The sequence below is a fragment of the Staphylococcus sp. FSL W8-0304 genome, assembly GCF_038006565.1.
Classification (GTDB): domain Bacteria; phylum Bacillota; class Bacilli; order Staphylococcales; family Staphylococcaceae; genus Staphylococcus; species Staphylococcus epidermidis.
The window spans coordinates 1,246,806-1,272,116 of sequence record NZ_JBBOVL010000001.1; the positions used below are offsets into that span (position 1 = coordinate 1,246,806).

Annotated in this window: 24 protein-coding genes and 1 pseudogene; 22 read left to right on the top strand and 3 right to left on the bottom strand. The window is 31.6% G+C overall.

What is annotated here, in order from left to right:
* Positions 1–28: 28 nt before the first annotated feature.
* Positions 29–1,003, top strand: coding sequence for a DNA polymerase III subunit delta (gene holA, locus NST35_RS05910; RefSeq protein WP_002457753.1), 975 nt, complete (start codon positions 29–31; stop codon positions 1,001–1,003).
* Between the two features lie 71 nt (positions 1,004–1,074).
* Here the strand turns inward: holA and NST35_RS05915 are convergent.
* Both NST35_RS05915 and rpsT read right to left on the bottom strand, forming a co-directional pair.
* A pseudogene (locus NST35_RS05915) lies at positions 1,075–2,394 on the bottom strand (IS1182 family transposase); the annotation flags it as partial.
* Between the two features lie 193 nt (positions 2,395–2,587).
* A complete protein-coding gene (gene rpsT, locus NST35_RS05920; RefSeq protein ID WP_001831221.1) occupies positions 2,588–2,839 on the bottom strand; it encodes a 30S ribosomal protein S20 in 252 nt (83 codons plus the stop codon).
* 292 nt (positions 2,840–3,131) lie between these two features.
* On the opposite strand from rpsT, the gene lepA reads away from it, so the two are divergent.
* The 19 genes from lepA to recO all read left to right on the top strand — a co-directional run bounded on the left by lepA (position 3,132) and on the right by recO (position 21,844).
* Positions 3,132–4,955 carry a translation elongation factor 4 gene (lepA, locus tag NST35_RS05925; RefSeq protein ID WP_002457751.1) on the top strand — a complete coding sequence of 608 codons (1,824 nt, stop codon included), beginning with the start codon at positions 3,132–3,134 and terminating at the stop codon, positions 4,953–4,955.
* A gap of 117 nt (positions 4,956–5,072) precedes the next feature.
* Positions 5,073–6,197, top strand: coding sequence for a radical SAM family heme chaperone HemW (gene hemW, locus NST35_RS05930; RefSeq protein ID WP_002457750.1), 1,125 nt, complete (start codon positions 5,073–5,075; stop codon positions 6,195–6,197).
* Positions 6,198–6,296: 99 nt separating this feature from the next.
* Positions 6,297–7,274 (top strand): heat-inducible transcriptional repressor HrcA, encoded by a 978-nt coding sequence (hrcA, locus tag NST35_RS05935; protein WP_002457749.1) that lies wholly within the window; start codon positions 6,297–6,299, stop codon positions 7,272–7,274.
* A gap of 28 nt (positions 7,275–7,302) precedes the next feature.
* Positions 7,303–7,935 carry a nucleotide exchange factor GrpE gene (gene grpE / locus NST35_RS05940; RefSeq protein WP_002457748.1) on the top strand — a complete coding sequence of 211 codons (633 nt, stop codon included), beginning with the start codon at positions 7,303–7,305 and terminating at the stop codon, positions 7,933–7,935.
* Between the two features lie 55 nt (positions 7,936–7,990).
* A complete protein-coding gene (gene dnaK, locus NST35_RS05945) occupies positions 7,991–9,820 on the top strand; it encodes a molecular chaperone DnaK (RefSeq protein WP_002446567.1) in 1,830 nt (609 codons plus the stop codon).
* A gap of 144 nt (positions 9,821–9,964) precedes the next feature.
* Positions 9,965–11,086, top strand: coding sequence for a molecular chaperone DnaJ (gene dnaJ, locus NST35_RS05950; protein WP_233649607.1), 1,122 nt, complete (start codon positions 9,965–9,967; stop codon positions 11,084–11,086).
* Positions 11,087–11,089: 3 nt separating this feature from the next.
* A complete protein-coding gene (gene prmA / locus NST35_RS05955) occupies positions 11,090–12,028 on the top strand; it encodes a 50S ribosomal protein L11 methyltransferase (RefSeq protein ID WP_001831256.1) in 939 nt (312 codons plus the stop codon).
* Position 12,029: 1 nt separating this feature from the next.
* On the top strand, positions 12,030–12,782 hold the full coding sequence (locus NST35_RS05960) for a 16S rRNA (uracil(1498)-N(3))-methyltransferase (protein ID WP_002456176.1): 753 nt from the start codon (positions 12,030–12,032) through the stop codon (positions 12,780–12,782).
* A gap of 5 nt (positions 12,783–12,787) precedes the next feature.
* Complete coding sequence (mtaB, locus tag NST35_RS05965; RefSeq protein ID WP_001831098.1) at positions 12,788–14,134, top strand: tRNA (N(6)-L-threonylcarbamoyladenosine(37)-C(2))-methylthiotransferase MtaB; 1,347 nt, start codon at positions 12,788–12,790, stop codon at positions 14,132–14,134.
* A 125-nt stretch (positions 14,135–14,259) separates the two neighbouring features.
* Positions 14,260–14,436 (top strand): 30S ribosomal protein S21, encoded by a 177-nt coding sequence (gene rpsU, locus NST35_RS05970; RefSeq protein ID WP_000048060.1) that lies wholly within the window; start codon positions 14,260–14,262, stop codon positions 14,434–14,436.
* 845 nt (positions 14,437–15,281) lie between these two features.
* A complete protein-coding gene (locus tag NST35_RS05975; RefSeq protein WP_001831053.1) occupies positions 15,282–15,992 on the top strand; it encodes an NfeD family protein in 711 nt (236 codons plus the stop codon).
* A gap of 14 nt (positions 15,993–16,006) precedes the next feature.
* Positions 16,007–16,996, top strand: coding sequence for a flotillin-like protein FloA (gene floA / locus NST35_RS05980; protein ID WP_001830989.1), 990 nt, complete (start codon positions 16,007–16,009; stop codon positions 16,994–16,996).
* Between the two features lie 15 nt (positions 16,997–17,011).
* Positions 17,012–17,695: a hypothetical protein gene (locus NST35_RS05985; protein WP_002456484.1), complete on the top strand. Its 684-nt coding sequence runs from the start codon at positions 17,012–17,014 to the stop codon at positions 17,693–17,695.
* Between the two features lie 285 nt (positions 17,696–17,980).
* Entirely contained in the window at positions 17,981–18,928 is a 948-nt protein-coding gene (locus tag NST35_RS05990; RefSeq protein ID WP_001831049.1) for a PhoH family protein, read from the top strand.
* The gene (gene ybeY / locus NST35_RS05995) at positions 18,929–19,396 is read left to right on the top strand and encodes an rRNA maturation RNase YbeY (RefSeq protein ID WP_002486239.1); all 468 of its coding nucleotides are present in this window, start codon (positions 18,929–18,931) and stop codon (positions 19,394–19,396) included.
* 1 nt (position 19,397) lies between these two features.
* Positions 19,398–19,754: a diacylglycerol kinase family protein gene (locus tag NST35_RS06000; RefSeq protein ID WP_001831257.1), complete on the top strand. Its 357-nt coding sequence runs from the start codon at positions 19,398–19,400 to the stop codon at positions 19,752–19,754.
* Positions 19,754–20,158, top strand: a complete 405-nt coding sequence (gene cdd / locus NST35_RS06005) for a cytidine deaminase (protein ID WP_001830967.1) — start codon at positions 19,754–19,756, stop codon at positions 20,156–20,158. Before NST35_RS06000 ends, cdd begins: the two co-directional genes overlap by 1 nt.
* Positions 20,158–21,057: a GTPase Era gene (era, locus tag NST35_RS06010; protein WP_002486238.1), complete on the top strand. Its 900-nt coding sequence runs from the start codon at positions 20,158–20,160 to the stop codon at positions 21,055–21,057. The genes cdd and era overlap by 1 nt, the downstream gene beginning before the upstream one ends.
* Before the next feature lie 25 nt (positions 21,058–21,082).
* Positions 21,083–21,844, top strand: a complete 762-nt coding sequence (gene recO / locus NST35_RS06015; protein ID WP_001830983.1) for a DNA repair protein RecO — start codon at positions 21,083–21,085, stop codon at positions 21,842–21,844.
* Between the two features lie 129 nt (positions 21,845–21,973).
* Here recO and NST35_RS06020 read toward each other — a convergent pair whose 3' ends face one another.
* Positions 21,974–23,365, bottom strand: coding sequence for a glycine--tRNA ligase (locus NST35_RS06020; protein WP_002456487.1), 1,392 nt, complete (start codon positions 23,363–23,365; stop codon positions 21,974–21,976).
* Positions 23,366–23,700: 335 nt separating this feature from the next.
* Here NST35_RS06020 and NST35_RS06025 point away from each other — a divergent pair, with 335 nt between their 5' ends.
* Positions 23,701–24,324: a helix-turn-helix transcriptional regulator gene (locus NST35_RS06025; RefSeq protein ID WP_010959185.1), complete on the top strand. Its 624-nt coding sequence runs from the start codon at positions 23,701–23,703 to the stop codon at positions 24,322–24,324.
* An 11-nt stretch (positions 24,325–24,335) separates the two neighbouring features.
* On the top strand, positions 24,336–25,154 hold the full coding sequence (locus NST35_RS06030) for a pyruvate, water dikinase regulatory protein (RefSeq protein WP_001831146.1): 819 nt from the start codon (positions 24,336–24,338) through the stop codon (positions 25,152–25,154).
* Positions 25,155–25,311 lie beyond the last annotated feature (157 nt).

Genomic DNA, 25,311 nt, shown 5'->3' on the forward strand with positions numbered 1-25,311 from the left:
CGTATGATATATAGAGGAAGGTGTACGTATGAGCAACAATATCTTCACTGTCTACGGTGAAGTACCAGAATTAGTCGAAAAGAAAACAAAAGAAATTGTAAATGATTATCTAGGACAAGAGATAGATGACTTTAATTATGTAAAATACAACTTGTACGAGAGTGACCTAACTCCGATTATTGAAGAGACACTTACTATGCCTTTTTTTTCGGATAAAAAAGCAATTGTTGTTAAAAACTCATATGTTTTTACAGGAGAAAAATTTTCTAAAGATTTAAATCACAATTCTGACGAGCTTATAAAATTTTTAGAAAAATATGATGGTGAAAATCTCATTATTTTTGAAGTGTATCAGTCTAAACTAGATGAGCGAAAAAAACTCACGAAAACATTAAAGAAAAATGCACAACTTAAGAAAATTGAACAAATGTCTGAGAAGGAATTAAAGCATTGGATTAAAAATACACTAAACAATAATTATAAAGATATTAAGCAAGATGCTCTTGAATTATTTATTGAATTAACTGGTGTTAACTATAATATTGTTTCTCAAGAATTGGAAAAGTTAATTTTATTCATAGGCGAAAGACCTATAATTAATAAAGAAGATATCGATCTAATTATTAATAGAAGTTTAGAGCAAAATGTTTTTCTACTAACTGAATACATTCAAAAAGGTAAAAAGAATAAAGCTATACAATTAGTCAATGACTTAATTATTATGAAAGAGGAACCTATAAAATTACTGGCATTAATTACTAGTAATTATAGATTATATTATCAATGTAAAATTCTTAGTCAAAAAGGCTATAGTGGGCAACAAATTGCAAAGACTGTAAATGCACACCCTTATAGAGTAAAACTAGCACTCAATCAATCCCGTCATTATAAACTAGAAAGTTTGTTTAACATCATAAACGCTTGTGCAGAGACTGACTACAAACTAAAATCATCTTATATGGATAAACAACTTATTTTAGAATTATTCATACTATCTCTATAAAAAGTTTGAGGTAGCAAATATAAAATATATCCTATCAACAATAGAAATATTGCTTGTAAAGGAATAAAAGGAGTGTGGGACATAAAGTCCCAGGATAAGTAAACAAAGACAATTTCTATTGAAATAATATAGAAATTGTCTTTGTTATAATTTTTTTGATTATTTTCAGCTCGTTGAGCTGTTACTTCTCTTATATTAAGTACCATTAGCACAAATCCTAGTTCTCTATTATAATTTTTCATTATTTTTTTATTTGTTTTTGATTTGAAGTTCATACATTGTTGTTTCAGAGGACATTCTGAACAATCATCACATTCATATAATTTAAAGTTTCGTTTAAAACTATATTTATCATGACGATAGGCATATCTTTTAAATCCTAGTCTTTGATTGTTCAGACAAATGAATTCATCGTTAATTTCGTAATAATCCCAATTACGAGTATTGAAGATGTCACTTTTATATTTTTTAGTTTTATCTTTTTTAAACATTCCATAAGTTATGAGTGGCGTTCGATTAAAATTATCTATAATTGCCATATAATTGGCTTCGCTACCATAACCTGCGTCAGCTACAATATATTCAGGTAAATGACCGTAAGTCTCTTGAATTGAATTTAAAAAAGGTATTAGTGTTCTTGTATCAGTCGGATTTTGATACACATCATAAAATAAAACGAATTGAGAATTTGTCGCTATTTGTAAATTATACCCTGGCTAAAGTTGTCCATTTTTCATTTAATCTTCTTTCATTCTCATAAATGTGGCATCGTGGTCTGTTTTAGAATAACTATTTCTATCCTTTAAAATAGATTTTTGGACTTCGTATTTATGCTTTCGCTTAGAGTAATCATTAATTTGCTTTTTGTATTTTTTAATTTTAGTTCTTTTGAGCCGTATTTGTTTTCTTATTTTAGTACATTTTTCATTATCGATATGTTGGTTTAAATCTTCGATTTCTTTATCTAAATGACTACCAATCAAATCTATTTCTTCTTTTGTTAAGTCATTATCATGCTCTTCTTTAATCTCAGGTATGATTCTATTTATCACTAATTCATGATAGAGTGCTTTAGAGTTTTCATTCATCCTTGACTCAAGGTTTTGAATACTCTTTTTCCATACAAATGTATATCGATTGGTATTTACCTCAACTTTCGTACCATCAATAAAAATGGCCTAATCATCTATAATATTTTGTTTCAAACACTGACTATGAAATTGAATAAATAATGATTCTAATAAAGCGTCTACTTTGGGATTTACTCTGAATCGATTAATCGTTTTATAAGAAGGCTTTTGATTTTGTGATAGCCACATCATTCGGATACTATCATTGAGTAATTTTTCTATCTTACGTCCTGAAAACACAGATTGGGTGTAGGCATATAAACACAAAGTATTTTGGCGAGACTCTTGAGGGATCAGGACAAGCTGAAGACTACAGGCTGAAGCTGTCCCCTAAGAAAGCGAGCCAACAATACGAAGTATTGTAAATAAAGAAGCCAGTAAATGAATTTATGAAAACTCATTTACTGGCTATTTTGCTAGGAATTATGTCCCAGCCTCTCTGTTTTAATAATCATTATTTATTAGCTGACATAAGTTTAGATTTAATACGGTCAGCTTTATTAGAATGGATTAAATTACTTTGAGATGCTTTATCAACTTGTTTGATAGCAAATCTTAATAATTCATCTTTGTTTTCAGCATCAGTAGAGATAGCTGTTTTAGCTCGTTTCACAGCTGTACGCATAGCGTTTTTCTTAGAAATATTTCTTTCTTCAGCTGTTTCAGTTGTTCTTACACGTTTGATTGCAGATTTAATGTTTGGCATTACTGTCACCTCCTAAAAGTGATCATAACTTATCAAAATTTATTTGATTACAACAAGAAATATTTTATCAAATGTCTTATATTTGTGCAATCATTTATTTAAAAGTAACTTCAATTGAATTTATTACTTTTTAATTGTTGGAATGAACTACTGAAGTAGATATAATAGTTATGTTAGAATTTACATTTAATTAATTATGTCAAAGATATATTGCATTAAAGTAATAAAAACGTTACTATATCAAAGATACATAGAAGTGAAAGGTTATAAAGATGAAAGCGAGAAGGATAAAATGGATAAGCAAGAACGATACAATAGAAGAGAAAATATTAGAAATTTCTCCATTATTGCGCATATAGACCATGGTAAATCGACATTAGCTGATCGAATTTTAGAGAATACAAAATCAGTTGAAACTCGAGAAATGCAAGATCAATTACTTGACTCTATGGATTTGGAAAGAGAACGAGGCATCACTATTAAACTAAATGCTGTTCGATTAAAATACGAAGCTAAAGATGGAGAAACTTATACATTTCATTTGATAGATACACCAGGGCATGTCGACTTTACGTATGAGGTTTCTCGCTCATTAGCTGCATGTGAAGGTGCAATTCTTGTAGTTGATGCTGCCCAAGGTATAGAAGCACAAACCTTAGCAAACGTTTATCTAGCATTAGATAATGATTTGGAACTTTTGCCAGTTGTTAATAAAATAGACTTGCCTGCAGCTGAGCCTGATAGAGTTAAGCAAGAATTAGAAGATGTTATAGGTATTGATCAAGAAGATGTAGTACTCGCAAGTGCTAAGTCAAATATAGGTATTGAAGAAATTTTAGAGAAAATAGTTGATGTTGTACCAGCACCGGACGGTGATCCTGAAGCCCCACTTAAAGCACTTATCTTTGATTCAGAATATGATCCATACAGAGGAGTAATATCTTCAATTCGAATTATTGATGGTGTTGTTAAAGCTGGGGATAGAATTAAAATGATGGCTACCGGTAAAGAATTTGAAGTTACAGAAGTGGGAATCAATACACCTAAGCAACTACCGATAGAAGAATTAACAGTTGGTGATGTGGGCTACATTATCGCAAGCATCAAAAATGTTGATGATTCTAGAGTAGGTGACACAATTACTTTAGCTGAAAGACCTGCTGACAAGCCGTTACAAGGATATAAAAAGATGAATCCAATGGTATATTGTGGTCTATTCCCTATTGACAATAAAGACTATAATGACCTAAGAGAAGCTTTAGAAAAATTACAACTTAATGACGCATCCTTAGAGTTTGAACCAGAGTCTTCACAAGCCCTTGGTTTTGGATACAGAACTGGATTTTTAGGAATGTTACATATGGAGATTATTCAAGAAAGAATCGAAAGAGAATTTGGTATTGAACTCATTGCAACAGCGCCTTCTGTTATCTATCAATGTATTTTAAAAGATGGTTCTGAAGTTTCAGTTGATAATCCAGCACAAATGCCCGAAAGAGATAAAATAGAACATATTTATGAACCATTTGTCAAAGCTACGATGATGGTGCCGAATGATTATGTAGGTGCAGTGATGGAGTTATGTCAACGTAAAAGAGGTCAATTTATAAACATGGATTATCTTGATGATATAAGGGTTAATATTGTTTATGAAATTCCATTATCTGAAGTAGTTTTCGATTTCTTTGATCAACTTAAATCTAATACAAAAGGTTATGCTTCTTTTGATTATGAATTTATTGAGAATAAAGAAAGTAATCTTGTTAAAATGGATATATTACTGAATGGAGATAAAGTTGATGCTCTAAGTTTTATTGTCCATAGAGATTTTGCATATGAAAGAGGAAAAGCGCTTGTAGAAAAATTAAAAACATTAATTCCACGACAACAATTTGAAGTGCCAGTTCAGGCGGCTATTGGTCAAAAAATTGTTGCACGAACAAACATTAAATCTATGGGTAAAAATGTTTTATCTAAATGTTATGGTGGAGATATCAGTCGTAAACGAAAACTTTTAGAAAAACAAAAAGCAGGTAAAGCTAAAATGAAAGCAGTAGGCAATGTGGAAATTCCTCAAGATGCATTTTTAGCAGTATTAAAAATGGATGATGAATAATGTAGATGAATGGGGTATAGACATTCTTTATGTCTTACCTCATTTTATAATGTCTAGAGTGATATAAGCATATAATGTGAAAACTATATAAATGATTTAAAGATTGGTGGTTATAAAGTGAGTGTAAAAAGTGCATATATTCATATTCCATTTTGCTATAGAATTTGTACTTATTGTGATTTCAATAAATACTTTATCGATAAACAGCCAGTCGATGAATACTTAGACGCACTTATTAACGAGATGCAAGTTGATAATAACAGAAATCTTGAAACAATGTATGTCGGAGGTGGTACACCGACAGCCTTGAATATGAGACAACTTGAGAAGCTACTTAAAGCAATTAATCAAACATTTACAATTAGCGGAGAATTTTCTGTTGAAGCTAATCCTGATGAGTTAACTTATGAAAAAGTTGTACTTTTAAAACAATATGGCGTAAATAGAATATCAATGGGTGTACAAACATTTAAACCTGAACTATTAAAAATTTTAGGCAGAACTCATAAAACTGAAGATATATATAATGCTGTTAGTCATGCCCGAAAAGCAGGTATTGAATCAATAAGTTTGGATTTAATGTACCATTTACCACAACAAACTATCGACGATTTTAAAGACAGCCTAGAACGTGCCATTGCATTGGATATTGATCATATTTCAAGTTATGGATTAATTCTTGAACCTAAAACCCAGTTTTATAATTTGTATAGAAAGGGACATTTAAAATTACCAAATGAAGATTTAGGGGCAGAAATGTATCAATTTTTAATGGATCGTATGAAAAACTCATCATTTCATCAATATGAGATTTCTAATTTTAGTAAACTTAATCATGAATCAAACCATAATAAAGTATATTGGTTAAATGAAGAATACTATGGCTTTGGTGCTGGTGCAAGTGGTTATGTAAACGGTGTACGTTACACAAATCTTAATCCAGTAAATCATTATATTAAAGCGATAAATGAAGGAAAAAAACCAATACTATCTGAAACATCTCCTACTTATAACGAAAGAATGGAAGAAGAAATGTTTCTTGGTTTAAGAATGAATCAAGGTGTTAGTAAAAGCCGTTTTAAGAAAAAGTTTAATAAACTAATCGATGAGGTGTTTGGTGAAACTATTAAAGATTTGAGGTGTAGGGGACTCATAAAAGAGGAAAGAGAATTTATATCTTTAACCGAACGTGGAAAAGTCATAGGTAACGAGGTTTTTGAAGCATTTTTGCTAAATTCATAAAAAGTTAGAAATTTTAGTGCTTTAACATTGACTTACTTTGACCAATTTGATAAATTATAATTAGCACTTGAGACAAAAGAGTGCTAATGAGGTGAAAACATGATTACAAAAAGACAATTAAGCATCCTTAATGCTATTGTTGAAGATTATGTTGATTTTGGACAACCGATTGGATCTAAAACTCTAATTCATCGTCATCACTTGGATGTGAGTCCAGCTACCATTAGAAATGAAATGAAGCAACTCGAAGAAATGCATTTCATTGAGAAGACACACACATCTTCTGGAAGGGTTCCATCTGAATCAGGGATTAGATATTATGTCAATCGCCTTTTAGAACAAACATCTCATCAAAGTCAAAACAAAATTCAACGTTTAAATCAATTATTAATTGAGAATCATTATGATAGTTCGACTGCACTTTCAAACTTTGCACATGAATTATCTATGAAATCTCAATATGCAACGTTGGTAGTCCGCCCGAATCACAAGCAAGATGTTATAAATGATATACATCTAATTCGTGCTAACAACCATTTGATTATTTTAGTAATGGTATTTTCTTCTGGACATGTTGAAAATATACATTTTGTATCGCATGCTCAACTAAATAATATTAATTTAAATAAAATAGCAAACTTTTTGACTGAACATTTCAGTTTTAATCGCAAAGTACTAACTCAAAACATCGAGTCTTACTTTAGTCAAAAAGAAGAGCTATTGCTTGCAAATGAAGTAGTTGAGATGATAAATTTACAAATTGGTAATCAAAGTAATAGCATTTATATGGGTGGAAAGGTTAAACTTATTGATGCGTTAAATGAGTCCAACGTTTCATCTATTCAACCGATTCTTCAATATATAGAATCAAATAAAATAACTGAATTATTAGAAGATATATCAACATCTCAAATCAGTGTCCGAATTGGTAAAGAGATTGATGATAGTTTAAGCGATATATCAATTGTGACTAGTCAGTATCATTTTGATGAGTCACTAAAAGGTCAAATTGCAGTAATCGGACCAACTGCAATGCATTATCAAAATGTAATTCAATTATTAAACCGTATATGGTAGTAATTGGAAATGTATTGGAGGTCAGACTATGTCAGAAAAAGATCAGTCAGTGAATAATACTGAGGAAGATATTAATGTAGAAACTGAAGATAATCAGAATGATACAAAGATTGAAAACTCAGTATCTAACACAGATAATAGTGAAGCTAATGCTAGCGATTCAGAAAATAATTCAGAAGAAAGTATCAAGGATGAAGAGTCAGAGTCTCAAGATACTAAAATTAAAGAATTAGAAAAGCTTGCAAATGATAATGAAGAAAAATATTTAAGATTATATGCTGAATTCGAAAATTATAAACGCCGAATTCAAAAAGAAAATCAAATTAATGCTACTTATAAAGCTCAAGGTGTTTTAACTGACATTTTACCGTCTATAGATAATATTGAGCGTGCACTACAAATTGAAGGTGATGATGAATCGTTCAAATCACTTCAAAAAGGAGTGCAGATGGTTCATGAAAGTTTACTAAGAGCTTTAAAAGACAATGGTCTTGAAGAAATTTTAGCTGAAGGTAAGGAATTCGATCCTAATTTACATCAAGCTGTCGTTCAAGATGACAATCCTGATTTTAAATCAGGTGAAGTTACTCAAGAATTGCAAAAAGGATACAAACTTAAGGATCGTGTTTTAAGACCATCAATGGTAAAAGTAAATCAATAATTAGATTGAAAATACATTGAAATAAATAAAATGATTAAATTGGAGGAATTATATTATGGGTAAAGTAATTGGAATTGATTTAGGTACAACTAACTCTTGTGTTTCTATCTTAGAAGGAGATGAACCAAAAGTAATTCAAAACCCAGAAGGTGCACGTACTACACCATCAGTGGTTGCATTTAAAAATGGTGAAACTCAAGTAGGTGAAGTAGCAAAACGACAAGCTATCACAAATCCTAACACTGTACAGTCTATTAAACGTCATATGGGTACAGATTATAAAGTAGATATTGAAGGTAAATCTTATACACCACAAGAGCTTTCAGCAATGATTTTACAAAACTTAAAAAGCACTGCAGAAAACTATTTAGGAGATACAGTAGACAAAGCTGTTATCACTGTCCCTGCTTATTTCAATGATGGTGAACGTCAAGCAACTAAAGATGCTGGTAAAATTGCAGGCTTAGAAGTTGAACGTATTATCAACGAACCTACAGCTGCTGCACTTGCTTATGGGTTAGATAAAACTGAAACAGATCAAAAAGTTCTCGTATTTGACTTAGGTGGGGGAACATTTGACGTATCTATTCTAGAGTTAGGCGACGGTGTATTTGAAGTATTATCAACTGCCGGAGATAATAAACTTGGTGGCGATGACTTTGACCAAGTAATTATTGATTATCTTGTTTCAGAATTCAAGAAAGAGAATGGTGTTGATTTATCACAAGATAAAATGGCATTACAAAGATTAAAAGATGCTGCTGAAAAAGCTAAAAAAGATTTATCAGGTGTTTCTCAAACTCAAATTTCATTACCATTCATTTCTGCTGGAGAAAATGGACCATTACACCTAGAAATTAGTTTGACTCGTTCTAAATTTGAAGAATTAGCTGATTCATTAATCAAAAAAACTATGGAACCGACTCGTCAAGCATTAAAAGATGCTGGTTTATCTACTTCAGAAATAGATGAAGTTATTTTAGTTGGTGGTTCAACACGTATTCCGGCCGTTCAAGAAGCTGTTAAAAAAGAAATTGGTAAAGAACCACATAAAGGTGTTAACCCAGATGAAGTTGTAGCAATGGGTGCTGCTATTCAAGCTGGTGTAATCACTGGTGATGTTAAAGATGTGGTATTACTTGATGTTACGCCATTATCTTTAGGTATCGAAATTATGGGTGGACGTATGAACACATTAATTGAACGTAATACTACTATTCCAACATCCAAATCACAAGTTTATTCTACAGCAGCTGACAATCAACCAGCGGTAGATATTCATGTATTACAAGGTGAACGTCCAATGGCATCTGACAACAAAACTTTAGGAAGATTCCAATTAACTGACATTCCACCTGCACCACGTGGTGTACCTCAAATCGAAGTAACATTTGATATCGATAAAAACGGTATTGTTAACGTTACAGCTAAAGATTTAGGTACTAATAAAGAACAAAATATCACAATACAATCAAGCTCATCTCTATCTGATGAAGAAATTGATCGCATGGTTAAAGATGCTGAAGAAAATGCTGAAGCAGATAAAAAACGTCGTGAAGAAGTTGACTTGAGAAACGAAGCAGATAGTCTAGTATTCCAAGTTGAAAAAACAGTTAAAGACTTAGGCGAAAATATTAGTGATGAAGATAAGAAAAATGCTGAAGAGAAAAAAGATGCACTTAAAACAGCATTAGAAGGTGAAGACATCGATGATATTAAAGCTAAAAAAGAAGAACTTGAAAAAGTAATTCAAGAATTATCTGCAAAAGTTTATGAACAAGCTCAACAAGCACAACAACAAGCTCAAGAAGAACAAGGTTCTCAAGATAGTACTGTTGAAGATGCAGACTTTAAAGAAGTTAAAGATGACGAAGATAAAAAATAAGTTTAGTATTTAACTTATAATTATCTATTAAGTTTTTAGTAAAAAAGTCAAAGTCAATCGATCATTGACTTTGACTTTTTATTTGGATATTAAGAAACAATTAGATAAACTATTCTTGTTAAACGTATAAAAGGAGAGGTAATTATGGCCAAAAGAGACTATTATGAGGTCTTAGGCGTAAGCAAAAGCGCTTCTAAAGACGAAATTAAAAAAGCTTATCGTAAATTATCAAAAAAATACCATCCAGATATAAATAAAGAAGAAGGCGCAGACGAAAAATTCAAAGAAATCTCCGAAGCATATGAAGTTTTAAGTGATGAAAACAAACGTGCAAATTATGATCAATTTGGTCATGACGGACCACAAGGTGGATTTGGTAGTCAAGGCTTTGGTGGCAGTGACTTTGGTGGATTTGAAGATATTTTCAGCTCATTCTTTGGTGGCGGTTCACGTCAAAGAGATCCTAATGCACCTCGCAAAGGTGATGACCTTCAATACACAATGACAATAACATTTGAAGAGGCTGTATTCGGAACAAAAAAAGAAATATCAATAAAAAAAGATGTAACATGTCATACATGTAACGGTGATGGGGCTAAACCTGGTACAAGTAAAAAAACTTGTAGCTATTGTAATGGCGCTGGTCGTGTTTCTGTTGAACAAAATACTATTTTGGGTAGAGTGAGAACTGAACAAGTTTGTCCTAAATGTGAAGGTAGTGGACAAGAATTTGAAGAACCATGTCCAACATGTAAAGGAAAAGGTACTGAAAATAAAACAGTTAAACTAGAAGTAACTGTTCCTGAAGGTGTAGATAACGAACAACAAGTTCGTTTAGCTGGAGAAGGTTCACCTGGTGTTAACGGAGGACCACATGGTGACCTATATGTGGTGTTCAGAGTTAAACCATCCAATACATTTGAACGTGATGGAGACGATATCTACTATAATCTAGATATTAGCTTTTCACAGGCTGCACTAGGTGATGAAATTAAGATACCTACATTAAAAAGTAATGTTGTTTTAACCATTCCGGCAGGTACACAAACGGGTAAACAATTCCGACTTAAAGATAAAGGTGTAAAGAATGTTCATGGTTATGGCTACGGGGACTTATTTGTCAACATAAAAGTGGTTACACCAACAAAATTAAATGACCGTCAAAAAGAATTATTAAAAGAATTTGCTGAAATTAATGGTGAAAATATAAATGAACAGTCCTCTAATTTCAAAGATAGAGCGAAAAGATTCTTTAAAGGAGAATAGTCAATGAATTGGATGGAACTCTCAATTGTAGTTAATCACGAAGTAGAATACGATGTTACAGAAATTCTTGAAAGTTATGGCTCTAATGGAGTTGTAATTGAAGATTCAAATATTTTAGAAGAACAACCTGTTGATAAGTTTGGAGAAATTTATGACTTAAACCCTGAAGACTATCCTGAAAAAGGAGTTCGATTAAAAGCTTACTTTAATGAGTTCACTTATAATGAAAACTTAAAATCTAACATCAATTATGAAATATTAAGTCTTCAGCAAATTGATAAAACAATTTATGATTACCAGGAAAAACTTATTGCCGAAGTAGATTGGGAAAATGAATGGAAGAATTATTTTCATCCATTTAGAGCTTCAAAACAATTTACGATAGTACCAAGTTGGGAATCATATGTTAAAGAAAATGATAACGAATTGTGCATTGAATTAGATCCAGGTATGGCTTTTGGAACAGGTGATCATCCAACGACAAGTATGTGTTTAAAAGCAATTGAAACTTTTGTAAAACCAACTGATTCAGTTATCGACGTTGGAACAGGGTCAGGCATTTTAAGTATTGCTAGTCATTTACTTGGAGTTCAAAGAATAAAGGCATTAGATATAGATGAAATGGCTGTAAATGTGGCAAAAGAAAACTTTAAGAAAAATCATTGTGATGATGCAATTGAAGCAGTTCCAGGTAATTTATTAAAAAATGAAAATGAGAAATTTAATATCGTTATTGCAAATATTCTTGCTCATATTATTGAAGAAATGATTGAAGATACTTATAATACTTTAATTGAAGATGGTTATTTTATCACATCAGGTATTATTGAAGAAAAGTATCAAGATATAGAATCACAAATGAAGCGTATTGGTTTCAAAATTATTTCAGTAGAACATGACAATGGCTGGGTTTGTATAGTTGGTCAGAAAGTGAGTGGATAATTTGCAAAGATATTTTATGAATCAAAGCGCTGATGAAAATCAGTGCTTTTTTATTGAAAACAAAGAAGACTATCATCATATCGTGAATGTTATGCGCTATAAAGAAGGACAAAATATTATTGTCACTTTTTCAGATGAAAATGTATTCAAATGTAAAATTATTTCAATAAACGATCAATCGATTGAAATTAAATTAGTAGAAAAGCAACAAATTAACACTGAACTACCTCAGAACATTACAATATGTAGTGGTTTAATCAAAGCAGACAAATATGAATGGATGATACAAAAAGCAACTGAAATGGGGGCAAATGAGTTTATAGCTGTAGCCATGGAACGTTCTGTGGTCAAGCTCAATGATTCTAAAGTAGAAAAGAAATTATCGAGATGGCAAAAAATTATAAAGGAAGCTGCAGAACAAAGTTATCGTTTAACAATACCAAATATAAAATTTAAGTCGAATTTAAAAGAAATTTATGGTATGATAAGTCAATATGACTATGTTCTTATAGCATATGAAGAACAAGCAAAGCACGGTGAATTAAGTCAATTTAAGCAAACAATTAAACAATTTAAGACACAGGATCGTGTTTTAATCATATTTGGACCTGAAGGTGGGCTATCAGATAGTGAAATTTCATTATTCGGTGATGTAAGTACTATAGTTGGATTAGGTCCACGTATCTTGCGTGCTGAAACTGCACCTCTTTACGCTTTAAGTGCAGTAAGTTATGAAAAAGAATTATTGGGGTGAAGATTATGTCAACAGTTGCGTTTCACACATTAGGTTGTAAAGTAAACCATTACGAAACTGAAGCAATTTGGCAATTATTTAAAGATGCAAATTATGAAAGAGTAGAATTTGAAACAAATGCTGATGTATTTGTTATTAATACATGTACGGTGACAAATACAGGGGATAAAAAAAGTCGTCAGATAATAAGAAGAGCTATTAGACAAAATCCTGATGCAGTCGTTTGTGTAACTGGGTGTTACGCACAAACATCATCTGCCGAAATTATGGAAATCCCTGGTGTTGACATCGTTGTAGGTACTCAAGACCGACATAAATTGTTAGACTATATACAACAATTTCAGGACGAGAGACAACCTATTAATGGTGTAGGCAATATCATGAAAAATAGAACTTATGAAGAATTAGAAGTTCCTTACTTTACTGATAGAACACGTGCTTCATTAAAAATACAGGAAGGCTGCAATAATTTTTGCACGTTCTGTATTATCCCGTGGGCACGTGGATTGATGCGTTCTAGAGATCCAGAAAAAGTAGTAGAACAAGCTACTCAACTTGTTAACTCTGGTTATAAGGAGATTGTATTAACAGGTATTCACACTGGTGGTTATGGGCAAGACCTTAAAAATTATAATCTAGCACAATTGCTAAGAGATTTAGATACTATTGAAGGGCTTGAACGTATACGTATTTCTTCTATTGAAGCAAGTCAACTTACTGATGAAGTTATTGATGTCATTGGAAACTCAAATAAGGTGGTACGTCATTTACATATACCGCTACAATCTGGGTCTGATGATGTGTTAAAACGTATGAGACGTAAATATACCATGGCACATTTTTCAGAAAGATTGACAAAATTACATCAAGCATTACCTGATTTAGCAGTTACTAGTGATGTAATCGTTGGTTTCCCTGGAGAATCTGAAGATGAATTCCAAGAAACTTACGATTTCATCGTAAATCATCATTTTTCAGAGTTACACGTATTCCCTTATTCTCCTAGAATAGGAACGCCTGCTGCAAGAATGGACAATCAAATTGATGAAGAAACAAAAAATGTTCGTGTACACAAACTAATTAGTCTAAGTAATCAATTAGCCAAAGAATATGCTTCTAAATTTGAAGATGAAGTTTTAGAAGTTATACCTGAAGAAATGGGTGAAGAACCACATACACTTGTTGGCTATGCTGACAATTATATGAAGGTAAGATTTGAAGGAGATGACTCATTAATAGGTCAAATAGTAAAGGTCAAGATAGTTAAAGCCAATTATCCAATTAATGAAGGCAAAGCAATACGTGTTGTTAAACATGCAACGAATCAATCTGAAAAAGAAGTACTTGTTTAATTAATAAAAAATTGTAAATTTTACTGATTGACCGTCATTTAGAGTTATATTATACTAATAACTGCATAGTTTTACTATGCAATGACTATAAAGTTCCGTTGATATTTGGAGGGAGGGAAATACAGATGTCTAAAACAGTAGTACGTAAAAATGAATCACTAGAAGATGCTTTACGTAGATTTAAACGTTCAGTATCAAAAAGTGGAACTATTCAAGAAGTACGTAAACGTGAATTTTACGAAAAACCAAGCGTAAAACGTAAAAAGAAATCTGAAGCTGCACGTAAACGTAAGTTCAAATAATTAATAGCTCTGTTGACTCCCTCAACAAGAATGTTAATTATATATTAGGACAGAATTTGAATTGAATTCACTGTTCTATCGAAAAATGAAGACTAGAACTGATTTATTTGTTTTTAACTTATTTCAGTTCTGGTCTTTAATTGTTAATAAGTAAAAAACTTGGGACAATGTCCCAAATATCGAAAAAAACACTTTCGTTGAATTCATATTAAAATTGATTCATGCGAAAGTGTTTTTCTATTAAAAGGAAATCTTATTCAATAGAAACAAAATATCAAGTAGTTGAAATGAAAGTAGATGAGTATAATTTAAAACAATTATGGAACCATTGAATATTCAAAATCATACACAAGTTAAGTATTGTTGGCGATGATATAAAAATATTATAAGCTACACATTTTCTCAACATACTAGAAAATATCAGAAAAGATATAGAATTGGAGATTAAAAGAGTATAAGGTAATGAAAAAACGGTATCAGCAAAAATGATTGAATTAGTGGAGCACTTAAAACTAAAATATCTATCCAAACTGATAATAAAAGTATTGTGCATATCTAAATTACCATAATACTATGATAGAAAGTTTCCATTCTTTTCAAGCGTGTGTTATTAATTATGCTCAGTTTTTTATTTTTATGCCCCGACTTCACGCTTGTACCTATAACAAACTGTTGTAACTAAATCTAAATGCGTTTGAGTAATAGTTAAAATGCTTTGATTTTATATTGTCTAATATTGCGTTTTTATTTTACTAAATTAACATACTATTTTTATTATAGATAAGTAAATGACTATATGATATGTTTCATTTCATGTATAATTATTTTGAGGGCGAGGTGAAAAAATGGATAACTTACATCTAATACATATGCTATTTATGGCAAAACCTTTAAATGGAATGAATTGGGTTGAAAACCTTGCACAGTTTATCACTCAACCTTTTGTTTCTCTTATTTTCACTTGTATTATATTTATTGGCTTTTTATACCAACTATATTCAAAGCGCATAAACTTAATGGGAATAATAGCATTACTTGCTTTACTACTTTTATTTTTAGCATTCCTAATTAATGGCGATGTCAATGTGATGTCAGTATTACTGTTTACAATTGGCCTCATACTACTGATTGTTGAATTATTTGTTATAGGCGCTGTAATAGGTATTATTGGTATTATTCTAATAACACTAAGTATTATTATACTTGGTGACAATATTTTATTAATGCTTGGAAATGTTATAGTTGCATTAATATTATCAATTGTAGAATGGGTGATTTTAGTGAAAATATTCAATAGAAAAATTCCATTTTTAGATAAAGTTATTTTAAAGGATTCAACAAATTCTGAAGCAGGTTATCGTTCACATGACGACCGCTCTCATCTTGTAGGAAAAACTGCACATACTGTTACCGATTTAAGACCAGCAGGAATTATAACTTGTGACAATGATCGAATAGACGCAGTATCTGATGGATCATTTATTTTACGTAATCGACAAGTTAAGATTCTTGAAGTTGAAGGTACACGTGTTGTTGTTAGAGAAATCGAAAAATAAAAAGGAGCGATTTAATGTTTAGTATTGGTTTTATAATCATTGCAGTCATTATAGTAGTTGCACTACTCATTCTGTTTTCATTTGTTCCGGTCGGATTATGGATTTCAGCACTAGCTGCTGGAGTACATGTTGGAATAGGCACACTTGTGGGGATGCGTTTAAGACGGGTTTCACCAAGAAAAGTTATCGCACCTCTGATCAAAGCGCATAAAGCTGGTTTAAACTTAACTACAAATCAACTTGAGTCTCATTACCTAGCAGGCGGTAATGTTGATCGTGTTGTAGATGCAAACATTGCAGCACAACGAGCAGATATCGACTTACCATTTGAGCGAGGCGCTGCCATTGATTTAGCAGGTAGAGATGTATTAGAAGCAGTACAAATGTCAGTTAATCCAAAAGTTATTGAAACGCCATTTATTGCAGGTGTAGCGATGAATGGTATCGAAGTTAAGGCGAAAGCTCGTATTACCGTACGCGCTAACATAGCAAGACTTGTTGGTGGTGCTGGTGAAGAAACAATCATTGCTAGGGTCGGAGAAGGTATAGTATCTACAATTGGTTCTAGTGAGCATCATACAGAAGTGCTCGAGAATCCAGATAATATCTCAAAAACAGTACTAAGTAAAGGTTTGGACTCTGGAACTGCATTCGAAATTCTATCTATCGATATTGCCGATGTTGATATTAGCAAAAACATCGGTGCTGATTTACAAACAGAACAAGCACTTGCTGATAAGAACATTGCACAAGCTAAAGCAGAAGAACGTCGCGCAATGGCTGTTGCTTCTGAACAAGAAATGAAAGCGCGTGTTCAAGAAATGAGAGCTAAAGTTGTTGAAGCTGAATCCGAAGTGCCTTTAGCTATGGCGGAAGCATTAAGATCAGGCAATATTGGAGTTAAAGATTATTATAACCTTAAAAATATTGAAGCGGATACAGGTATGAGAAATGCAATAAATAAGCGCACTGATCAAAACGATGATGAATCACCACAACAATAATGAAGAGGTGATAAGATGAATATTGGCATTATCATTTTCATCATATCTGTGATAATTACAGGTGTTAGCGCATTACGAGATAAAAGTCACGAGGACAGACAAAATCAAAGACCCAATCAAAAAACCTCAAACGAGCAACATCAAGAAGGTGGTTTCTTTGAAAAATTAGAAAAAACTTTTCAAGAAATTAGTGACGAATTAAATGATGAACCTGAAAAAAAACAGAGTAAACCTTTTGAAACTTCATTACCACCACTGAACGAAGATTGGAATGAAAATGAAAAGAAAAAAACATCACATCATAAAGAAAAACAAAATACTTCACAATCCAAACGTCAAACAACGTCTACTCATGAACATCAAAATATCCCTCAGCCAGATAAAACAACATCAAGAGATGATAATTATGAAAAACTTAAGCAAGAACTTGAACAAGATGTAACTAAAAATTTAATTGACGTACGTAAAGAAATTGATAAAGAAAAAGAAAAGCAACTTGTTATGATTGAGAGGAAAGCTCAAGACATTATCAACGATAAATATCTTTCAGAAAGAACAAAACGATATAGAATAAAACAACTACTAAATTCTAGGAATGTTGAGAAAAACATGTCGCGCTCTGCTTTTCAATATGATAGTGATGAAGTTATTAATGGTATTATTTGGTCAGAAATTTTAAATAAACCAAAACAGCTTTAATTATTTTTTTCAAACATTAATTTAAATATTTAAGCATATAAGAGAGTATATTGTAATTTATTACGGTATACTCTCTTTTTAGTTTGTCTAAAAACACGTATTTTAGTAAAATTTAATTAAGATTTAAAATGAATTTTAGCTATGAATGATAATAAGAGTTTAATTCAACATTTATTTATAGCAAGCATGATACAATATTGATGTATCAAGCTAAAATTTATATTATGAAATTTATCTCATGTTGATGAAACATTAAATTTACGTAACTTGAAAAGGAGCGCGTTTATGCCAGGAATAATTCAAATTGACGATATTAATCAATCTCAAGCTTTAATAGGAAATAACGATGAAAACCTAAAAGCGATTGAAGCACATTTTAATGTCGTAATACATGCTAGAGGTCAAGAAATTGCTGTTAAAGGTGAAAAAATAGAGCATGTTGAAAAAGCAGAATTAGTTCTAAAGAATTTACTTAAAGTAATTGAATTAGGTAATACAATTACGCTTAAAGATGTAGAAGCTGCTATAAAAATGGCCGACAATAATACAATTCATCATTTATTAGATTTATACGATGAAGAAATTACAAAAGATGCTTATGGTAAAACAATTCGTGCTAAGACTATGGGACAACGTATATATATTAATGCTATGAAACGTAATGATTTAGTATTTGGCATTGGTCCAGCTGGAACTGGTAAAACCTTTTTAGCAGTCGTATATGCGGCTAAACAACTACGTAAAGGATCTGTTAAGCGTATTGTTCTAACGAGACCTGCTGTTGAAGCAGGTGAATCTCTAGGATTTCTACCAGGCGATTTAAAAGAAAAAGTAGATCCATATTTAAGACCTCTTTACGATGGGTTAAATACTGTTTTAGGTAGAGAGCAAACTCAAAGACTCATCGAACGAGGTGTAATAGAAATTGCGCCATTAGCATATATGAGAGGTAGAACCCTAGATGATGCATTTGTTATATTAGATGAAGCTCAAAATACGACACATGCACAAATGAAAATGTTTCTTACCCGCTTAGGATTTGGATCAAAAATGGTTGTCACTGGTGATCAAACTCAAATCGATTTACCAAAAGGTGTAAAAAGTGGTTTGAAAGAAGCGGTAAAAAAACTAAGTGGTGTCAGCGGCATAAGTATCATGAAAATGGATCAAAGTGATGTAGTTAGACATCCACTTGTAAGTAAAATTATTAATCGTTATGAAGGAGTTGAATAAATGTTTACTATAGATTTTAGTGACCATACAGGTCTAGTAGAAACGTCTTGGTTGGACCAAATAGATCAATTATTAACATTCGCTAAGAAGAAAGAAAATATTCATAATGATGCCGAATTGTCAGTAACTTTTGTAGATAAAGATGAAATTCAAAATATAAATAAAGTATATCGCGACAAAGATAAAGTTACTGATGTCATCTCATTTGCTCTAGAAGAAGATGAACCAGAAATAGATTTCAATGACTTTGATATACCACGTGTTCTAGGTGATATTATTATATGTACAGATGTTGCCAAAGAACAATCAGAAAGCTACGGACACTCATTTGAGCGTGAATTAGGATTTTTAGCATTACATGGCTTTTTACATTTGCTAGGATATGATCATATGAATGATAATGATGAAAAAGAAATGTTTGGTCGACAAGATGCTATACTAAACGAATTTGGTCTAACTAGAAATTAATATGAAACGTTTTAAATATGCATATGAGGGTTTTTGCGCAATTTTAAAAAAAGACCAAAATTTCTTATTACACATTTTAGCGGCCATAATTATTATCATATTAGGATTTGTGTTAAATATTGATCGTATAGATTGGATATTAATCATCGTAGCTATAGGACTTGTTTTAAGTTTTGAAGCTATTAATACCTCAATTGAATTTGTTGTTGACCTAATTACAACTGACTATCATGAATATGCAAAATACGCTAAAGATATAGCTGCGTTTAGTGTTGTCATCGTTTCAATCGTTTCAATATGTATTGGGTTAATCGTTTTTTTACCATATATATTAGAAATATTTAAGGGAGGAATGTAATGAGTTATCAATCACACTACTTTAAAGAAGTCCGAGAGGCACAAAAAAATGCTTACGCACCATACAGTAACTTTAAAGTTGGTGCTTATTTAAAGACGAAAGATGGTCGATGTTTTTATGGAGCAAATGTTGAGAACGCTGCATATCCGATGGGAATATGTGCAGAAAGATCAAGTTTAGTAAGCGCTATATCAGAAGGTTATCAACCAGGTGATTTTGAATCCATTACAGTTACTGTCGATGCTGATAAACCATCATCCCCATGTGGCGCATGTCGCCAGGTGATGATGGAACTTTGTGATAAAGATATGCCTGTATATATGACCAATCAAAACGGAGATATGATAGAAGCTACAGTTGATGAATTATTACCATTAGGATTTTCTGGAAAGGATTTAAATTAATGACAGAACATAAATCAGGATTTGTTTCAATTATCGGTAGACCTAATGTAGGTAAATCTACCTTTGTAAACAGAGTAATAGGACATAAAATTGCTATTATGTCAGATAAAGCTCAGACGACTAGAAATAAAATACAAGGTGTGATGACAAGAGATGATGCTCAAATCATCTTTATCGATACACCTGGTATCCATAAGCCTAAACATAAATTGGGAGATTACATGATGAGAGTAGCTAAAAACACACTTTCTGAAATTGATGCTATTATGTTTATGGTTAATGTAAATGAAGATATAGGTAGAGGAGACGAGTATATAATGGAAATGCTAAAAAACGTCAAAACACCTATATTTTTAGTTTTAAATAAAATTGATTTGGTTCATCCAGATACATTGATGCCAAAAATTGAACAATATCAGTCATATATGGATTTTACAGACATAATTCCAATTTCTGCTTTAGAAGGGTTGAATGTTGATCACTTTATTGATGTATTAAAATCTTTTTTACCAGAAGGGCCTAAATATTATCCTGACAATCAAATTTCAGACCATCCTGAGCAATTTGTGGTGAGTGAAATCATTAGAGAAAAAATTCTACATTTGACTAGTGAAGAAATTCCACATGCAATTGGTGTCAATGTCGATCGTATGATTAAAGAGGATGAAGATAGAGTACGTATTGAGACGACAATTTATGTTGAAAGAGATTCACAAAAAGGTATAGTAATAGGTAAAGGTGGTAAAAAGCTTAAAGAAGTGGGTAAACGTGCACGTAGAGATATCGAGATGTTACTTGGCTCGAAAGTTTATCTTGAATTATGGGTGAAAGTACAACGTGATTGGAGAAATAAGGTCAATTTTATAAGACAAATTGGATATGTTGAAGATCAAGATTAATCAATAGAAGGTTGGTGATCAACTGATGCTAATGAAACAAAAGGGCATCATTATCAAATCTGTTGATTATGGTGAATCAGACAAAATCATTACAATTTTAAATGAATACGGAGCTAAAATACCACTAATGGCCAGACGAGCAAAAAAAGTTAAGTCTGGACTTCAAGCAAATACACAGCTTTTCGTATATGGCTTATTTATATATAATAAATGGCGAGGCATGGGAACACTAAATTCTGTTGATGTGATTAATCAACATTATGAACTCCAACTCGACTTATTTGAAAGTAGCTATGCATCTTTATGTGCTGAAACAATTGACCGATCAATGGAAGAGAATGAGGTTTCAAAATATAACTATGACTTACTTCAATTTGTTCTTTCCAAAATTAACGAAGGAACCCCTGCACAATTAATGTCTGTAATCGTCTTATTAAAAAATATGTCTAAATTTGGATTCACAGCTTCATTTGATCACTGTGCAATTACCGGCATTCAAGATCAATCAAAACTTATAGCGTATAGTTTTAAATTTGACGGTGCTATTTCAGAATCTGCATTATATCAGGATCAACATGCTTTTCATCTCTCTAATCGCACCTTATATCTTCTTAATATCCTGCAGCAATTACCTATAAGTAAGATGAATCATTTAAATATTCAGCAAGACATATTAAATGAAATGTCTGAACTACTTATCATGCTTTATCGTGAGTATGCTGGTATGTTTTTTAAAAGTCAAAAATTAATAAACCAATTAAATAGATTAGAAAAAGATTCATTGTAAAAAGATTTCTATTATAATGAAAGATCTTAAAATAAATTTATCAATAAAAAGCTCCTATCTTTTGTTGTTAAAACTTAAGATAGGAGCTTTATTCGTATTCAAAATTTTTACTTATAACTAAATAGTAAACTAAAATTTAACTTTCTCAGCTAAAAATGTTTCAAGTTCTGATATTGGCATACGTACTTGTTCCATACTATCTCTGTCACGCACTGTTACTTGGTTGTCCTCTAATGAATCAAAATCAAAAGTAATACAATATGGTGTACCTATTTCATCTTGACGACGATAACGTTTACCAATAGATTGTGATTCATCAAAGTCTATTGCAAAGCTAGAGCTTAGTTGTTCAAAAATTTTAATAGCTTCACTTGATAATTTTTTACTTAATGGTAATACTGCCGCTTTATATGGTGCTAAAGCAGGGTGGAAGTGCATAACTGTACGTGCATCTTTACTACCTTCAACACCTTCTTCAGCATACGCGTCACATAAAAATGCTAAAGTCACACGATCTGCACCAAGAGATGGTTCAATACAATAAGGAATGTATTTTTCGTTTGTTTCAGGATCGTGATATTTAAAATCTTCACCTGAATGTTCACTATGTTGTCTTAAATCATAGTCTGTACGACTCGCAATACCCCATAATTCACCCCAACCAAATGGGAATTTATATTCAATATCAGTAGTAGCATTGGAATAGTGTGATAATTCATCTTCATCATGATCTCTAAGGCGCATATTGTCTTCTGAGATGTTTAAATCTGTTAACCATTCACTTGCAAAAGTTTTCCAATAATTTTGCCACTCAATTTCTTCGCCAGGTTTACAGAAGAATTCAAGTTCCATTTGTTCGAATTCTCTTGTTCTGAAAATAAAGTTTCCTGGTGTGATTTCATTACGGAATGATTTACCAATTTGACCAATACCAAAAGGTAATTTTTTACGCATAGAACGTTGAACATTTTTATAGTTCACAAAAATACCTTGAGCTGTTTCAGGTCGTAAAAATAATTCATTAGTAGAATCTTCAGTAACACCTTGGAAAGTCTTGAACATAAGATTAAATTGACGGATATCGGTCCAGTTTGCAGTCTTACTGACCGGACAAACAATTCCTTCATCATCTATAATTTTTTTCATCTCATCAAAACTTAAGCCATCTGCTATAAAGTTTTCGTCACCTTTTTCATTTTGCATATAATCTTCGATTAATTTATCTGCACGATAACGAATTTTACTGTCCTTATTATCAATCATAGGATCATTAAAATTTCCTAAATGTCCTGATGCTTCCCATGTTTTTGGATTCATAAGAATCGCAGCATCAATACCCACATTGTAAGGTGATTGCGTAATAAATTTTTGCCACCAAGCTTTTTTAATATTATTTTTTAATTCAACACCTAACGGACCATAATCCCATGTATTCGATAATCCACCATAGATATCACTACCAGGGAATACAAATCCTCTATGCTTCGCAAGTTGTACAATTGTATCCATATTTTTAACCATAAAAGCCTCTCCTTATACATAAAAACGCCCCAAGACAATACACATAGATTATGCAATATTATCTTGGGACGAGTTTAAATTATTTAAAACACATTGTTGTAATAACATGTGTTTATTTACTTTTCAACCCGCGGTTCCACCCAAATTAGTGTAAACACTCGCTTTTATAAAAATTTAATCATATGCCAAAATATATTTGTTAAGCTCACACCATCCTTAACTCGCTTATTAATAATTCTAATTGAAATAATTTTTAATAGCAAGTGTTTATATGTATTTGTAGCAATTGAAAATAAAAGTTATAATGAGTAAGTATTAAAAAGGGGTGAAGACCTATAGAATTAAGTCAAAGACAAGAACAAATAATAGAGATTGTTAAATCGGAAGGACCTATCACGGGCGAGCATATAGCTGAAAAAATCAATTTAACTCGTGCTACATTACGTCCTGACTTGGCTATACTCACGATGTCTGGTTTTATAGAGGCACGTCCTCGAGTAGGTTATTTCTATTCTGGTAAATCTAAAAATAAAATCATAAACGAAAAATTACGAAAATATGTTGTAAAAGATTATATGTCGCATCCTGTTGTCATAAAAGAAAACATGACTGTTTATGATGCTATATGTACCATCTTTTTAGAAGATGTCAGTACATTATTTATTACAAATGAGAATAACGATTTTGTAGGAGTATGTTCTAGGAAAGACTTACTTCGTGCCTCAATGATTGGTGAGGACATACATACAATGCCTATCAGTGTAAATATGACTAGAATGCCTCATGTTTCATATTTAAAAGAACAGGAACTCGTTATTTATGCTGCAAATCAAATGATTGATAAAGAGATAGATTCATTACCAATTGTTAGACCTAAAGAAAACGACAAATTTGAAGTAATAGGTCGCATCTCTAAAACAACAATCACTAAATTATTCGTTTCATTATTTAAAGAATAGGTGGTAAGTACATGGATAATATAAAGATAATTGTTGCCTCTGATTCAATTGGTGAAACTGCGGAACTCGTTGCAAGAGCAGGCGTTTCACAATTCAACCCTAAACAATGTAAGCATGAATTCCTTCGATATCCATATATCGAATCATTTGAAAATGTTGATGAAGTGATTCAGGTTGCTAAAGATACGAATGCAATCATTGTTTATACATTAATAAAACCCGAAATTAAAAAGTATATGATATCAAAAGTCAATGAACATGCATTGAAATCTGTTGACATCATGGGTCCACTAATGGAATTGTTATCGAATTCTATTGAAGAAACACCTTATTATGAACCAGGAATGGTTCACCGATTGGACGATGCTTATTTTAAAAAGATTGATGCAATCGAATTTGCTGTTAAATACGATGACGGAAAAGATCCTAAAGGATTGCCGAAAGCAGATATTGTGTTACTTGGCATTTCAAGAACATCAAAAACACCTTTATCTCAATATTTAGCACATAAAAGCTATAAAGTAATGAATATTCCAATAGTACCTGAAGTGACTCCACCAGACGGTTTATTTAATGTTGATCCATCAAAATGTATTGCGTTAAAAATTAGTGAAGAAAAATTAAATCGTATACGTAAAGAGAGATTAAAACAATTAGGATTAGGTGACAAAGCTAGATATGCAACTGAAGCAAGAATTCAGGAAGAATTAGATTACTTTGAAAAGTTAGTCGATAAGATTGGTTGTCCTGTTATTGACGTTTCAGATAAAGCCATTGAAGAAACAGCAAATGATATTATTCATTTTATCGAACAAAATAAATCGAAATGATTTCTTTTCCAATAAATTGAAGGTATAATAATAGAACTTTAATAAGATTGCTACCATAGAAATAAATGTATTTTATAGGTGGTATTTAATGTTTGAAATATATTCCTTCATTCTTTTAGCAACCACATAAAAATAAACAATTAGCAATTATGAATAT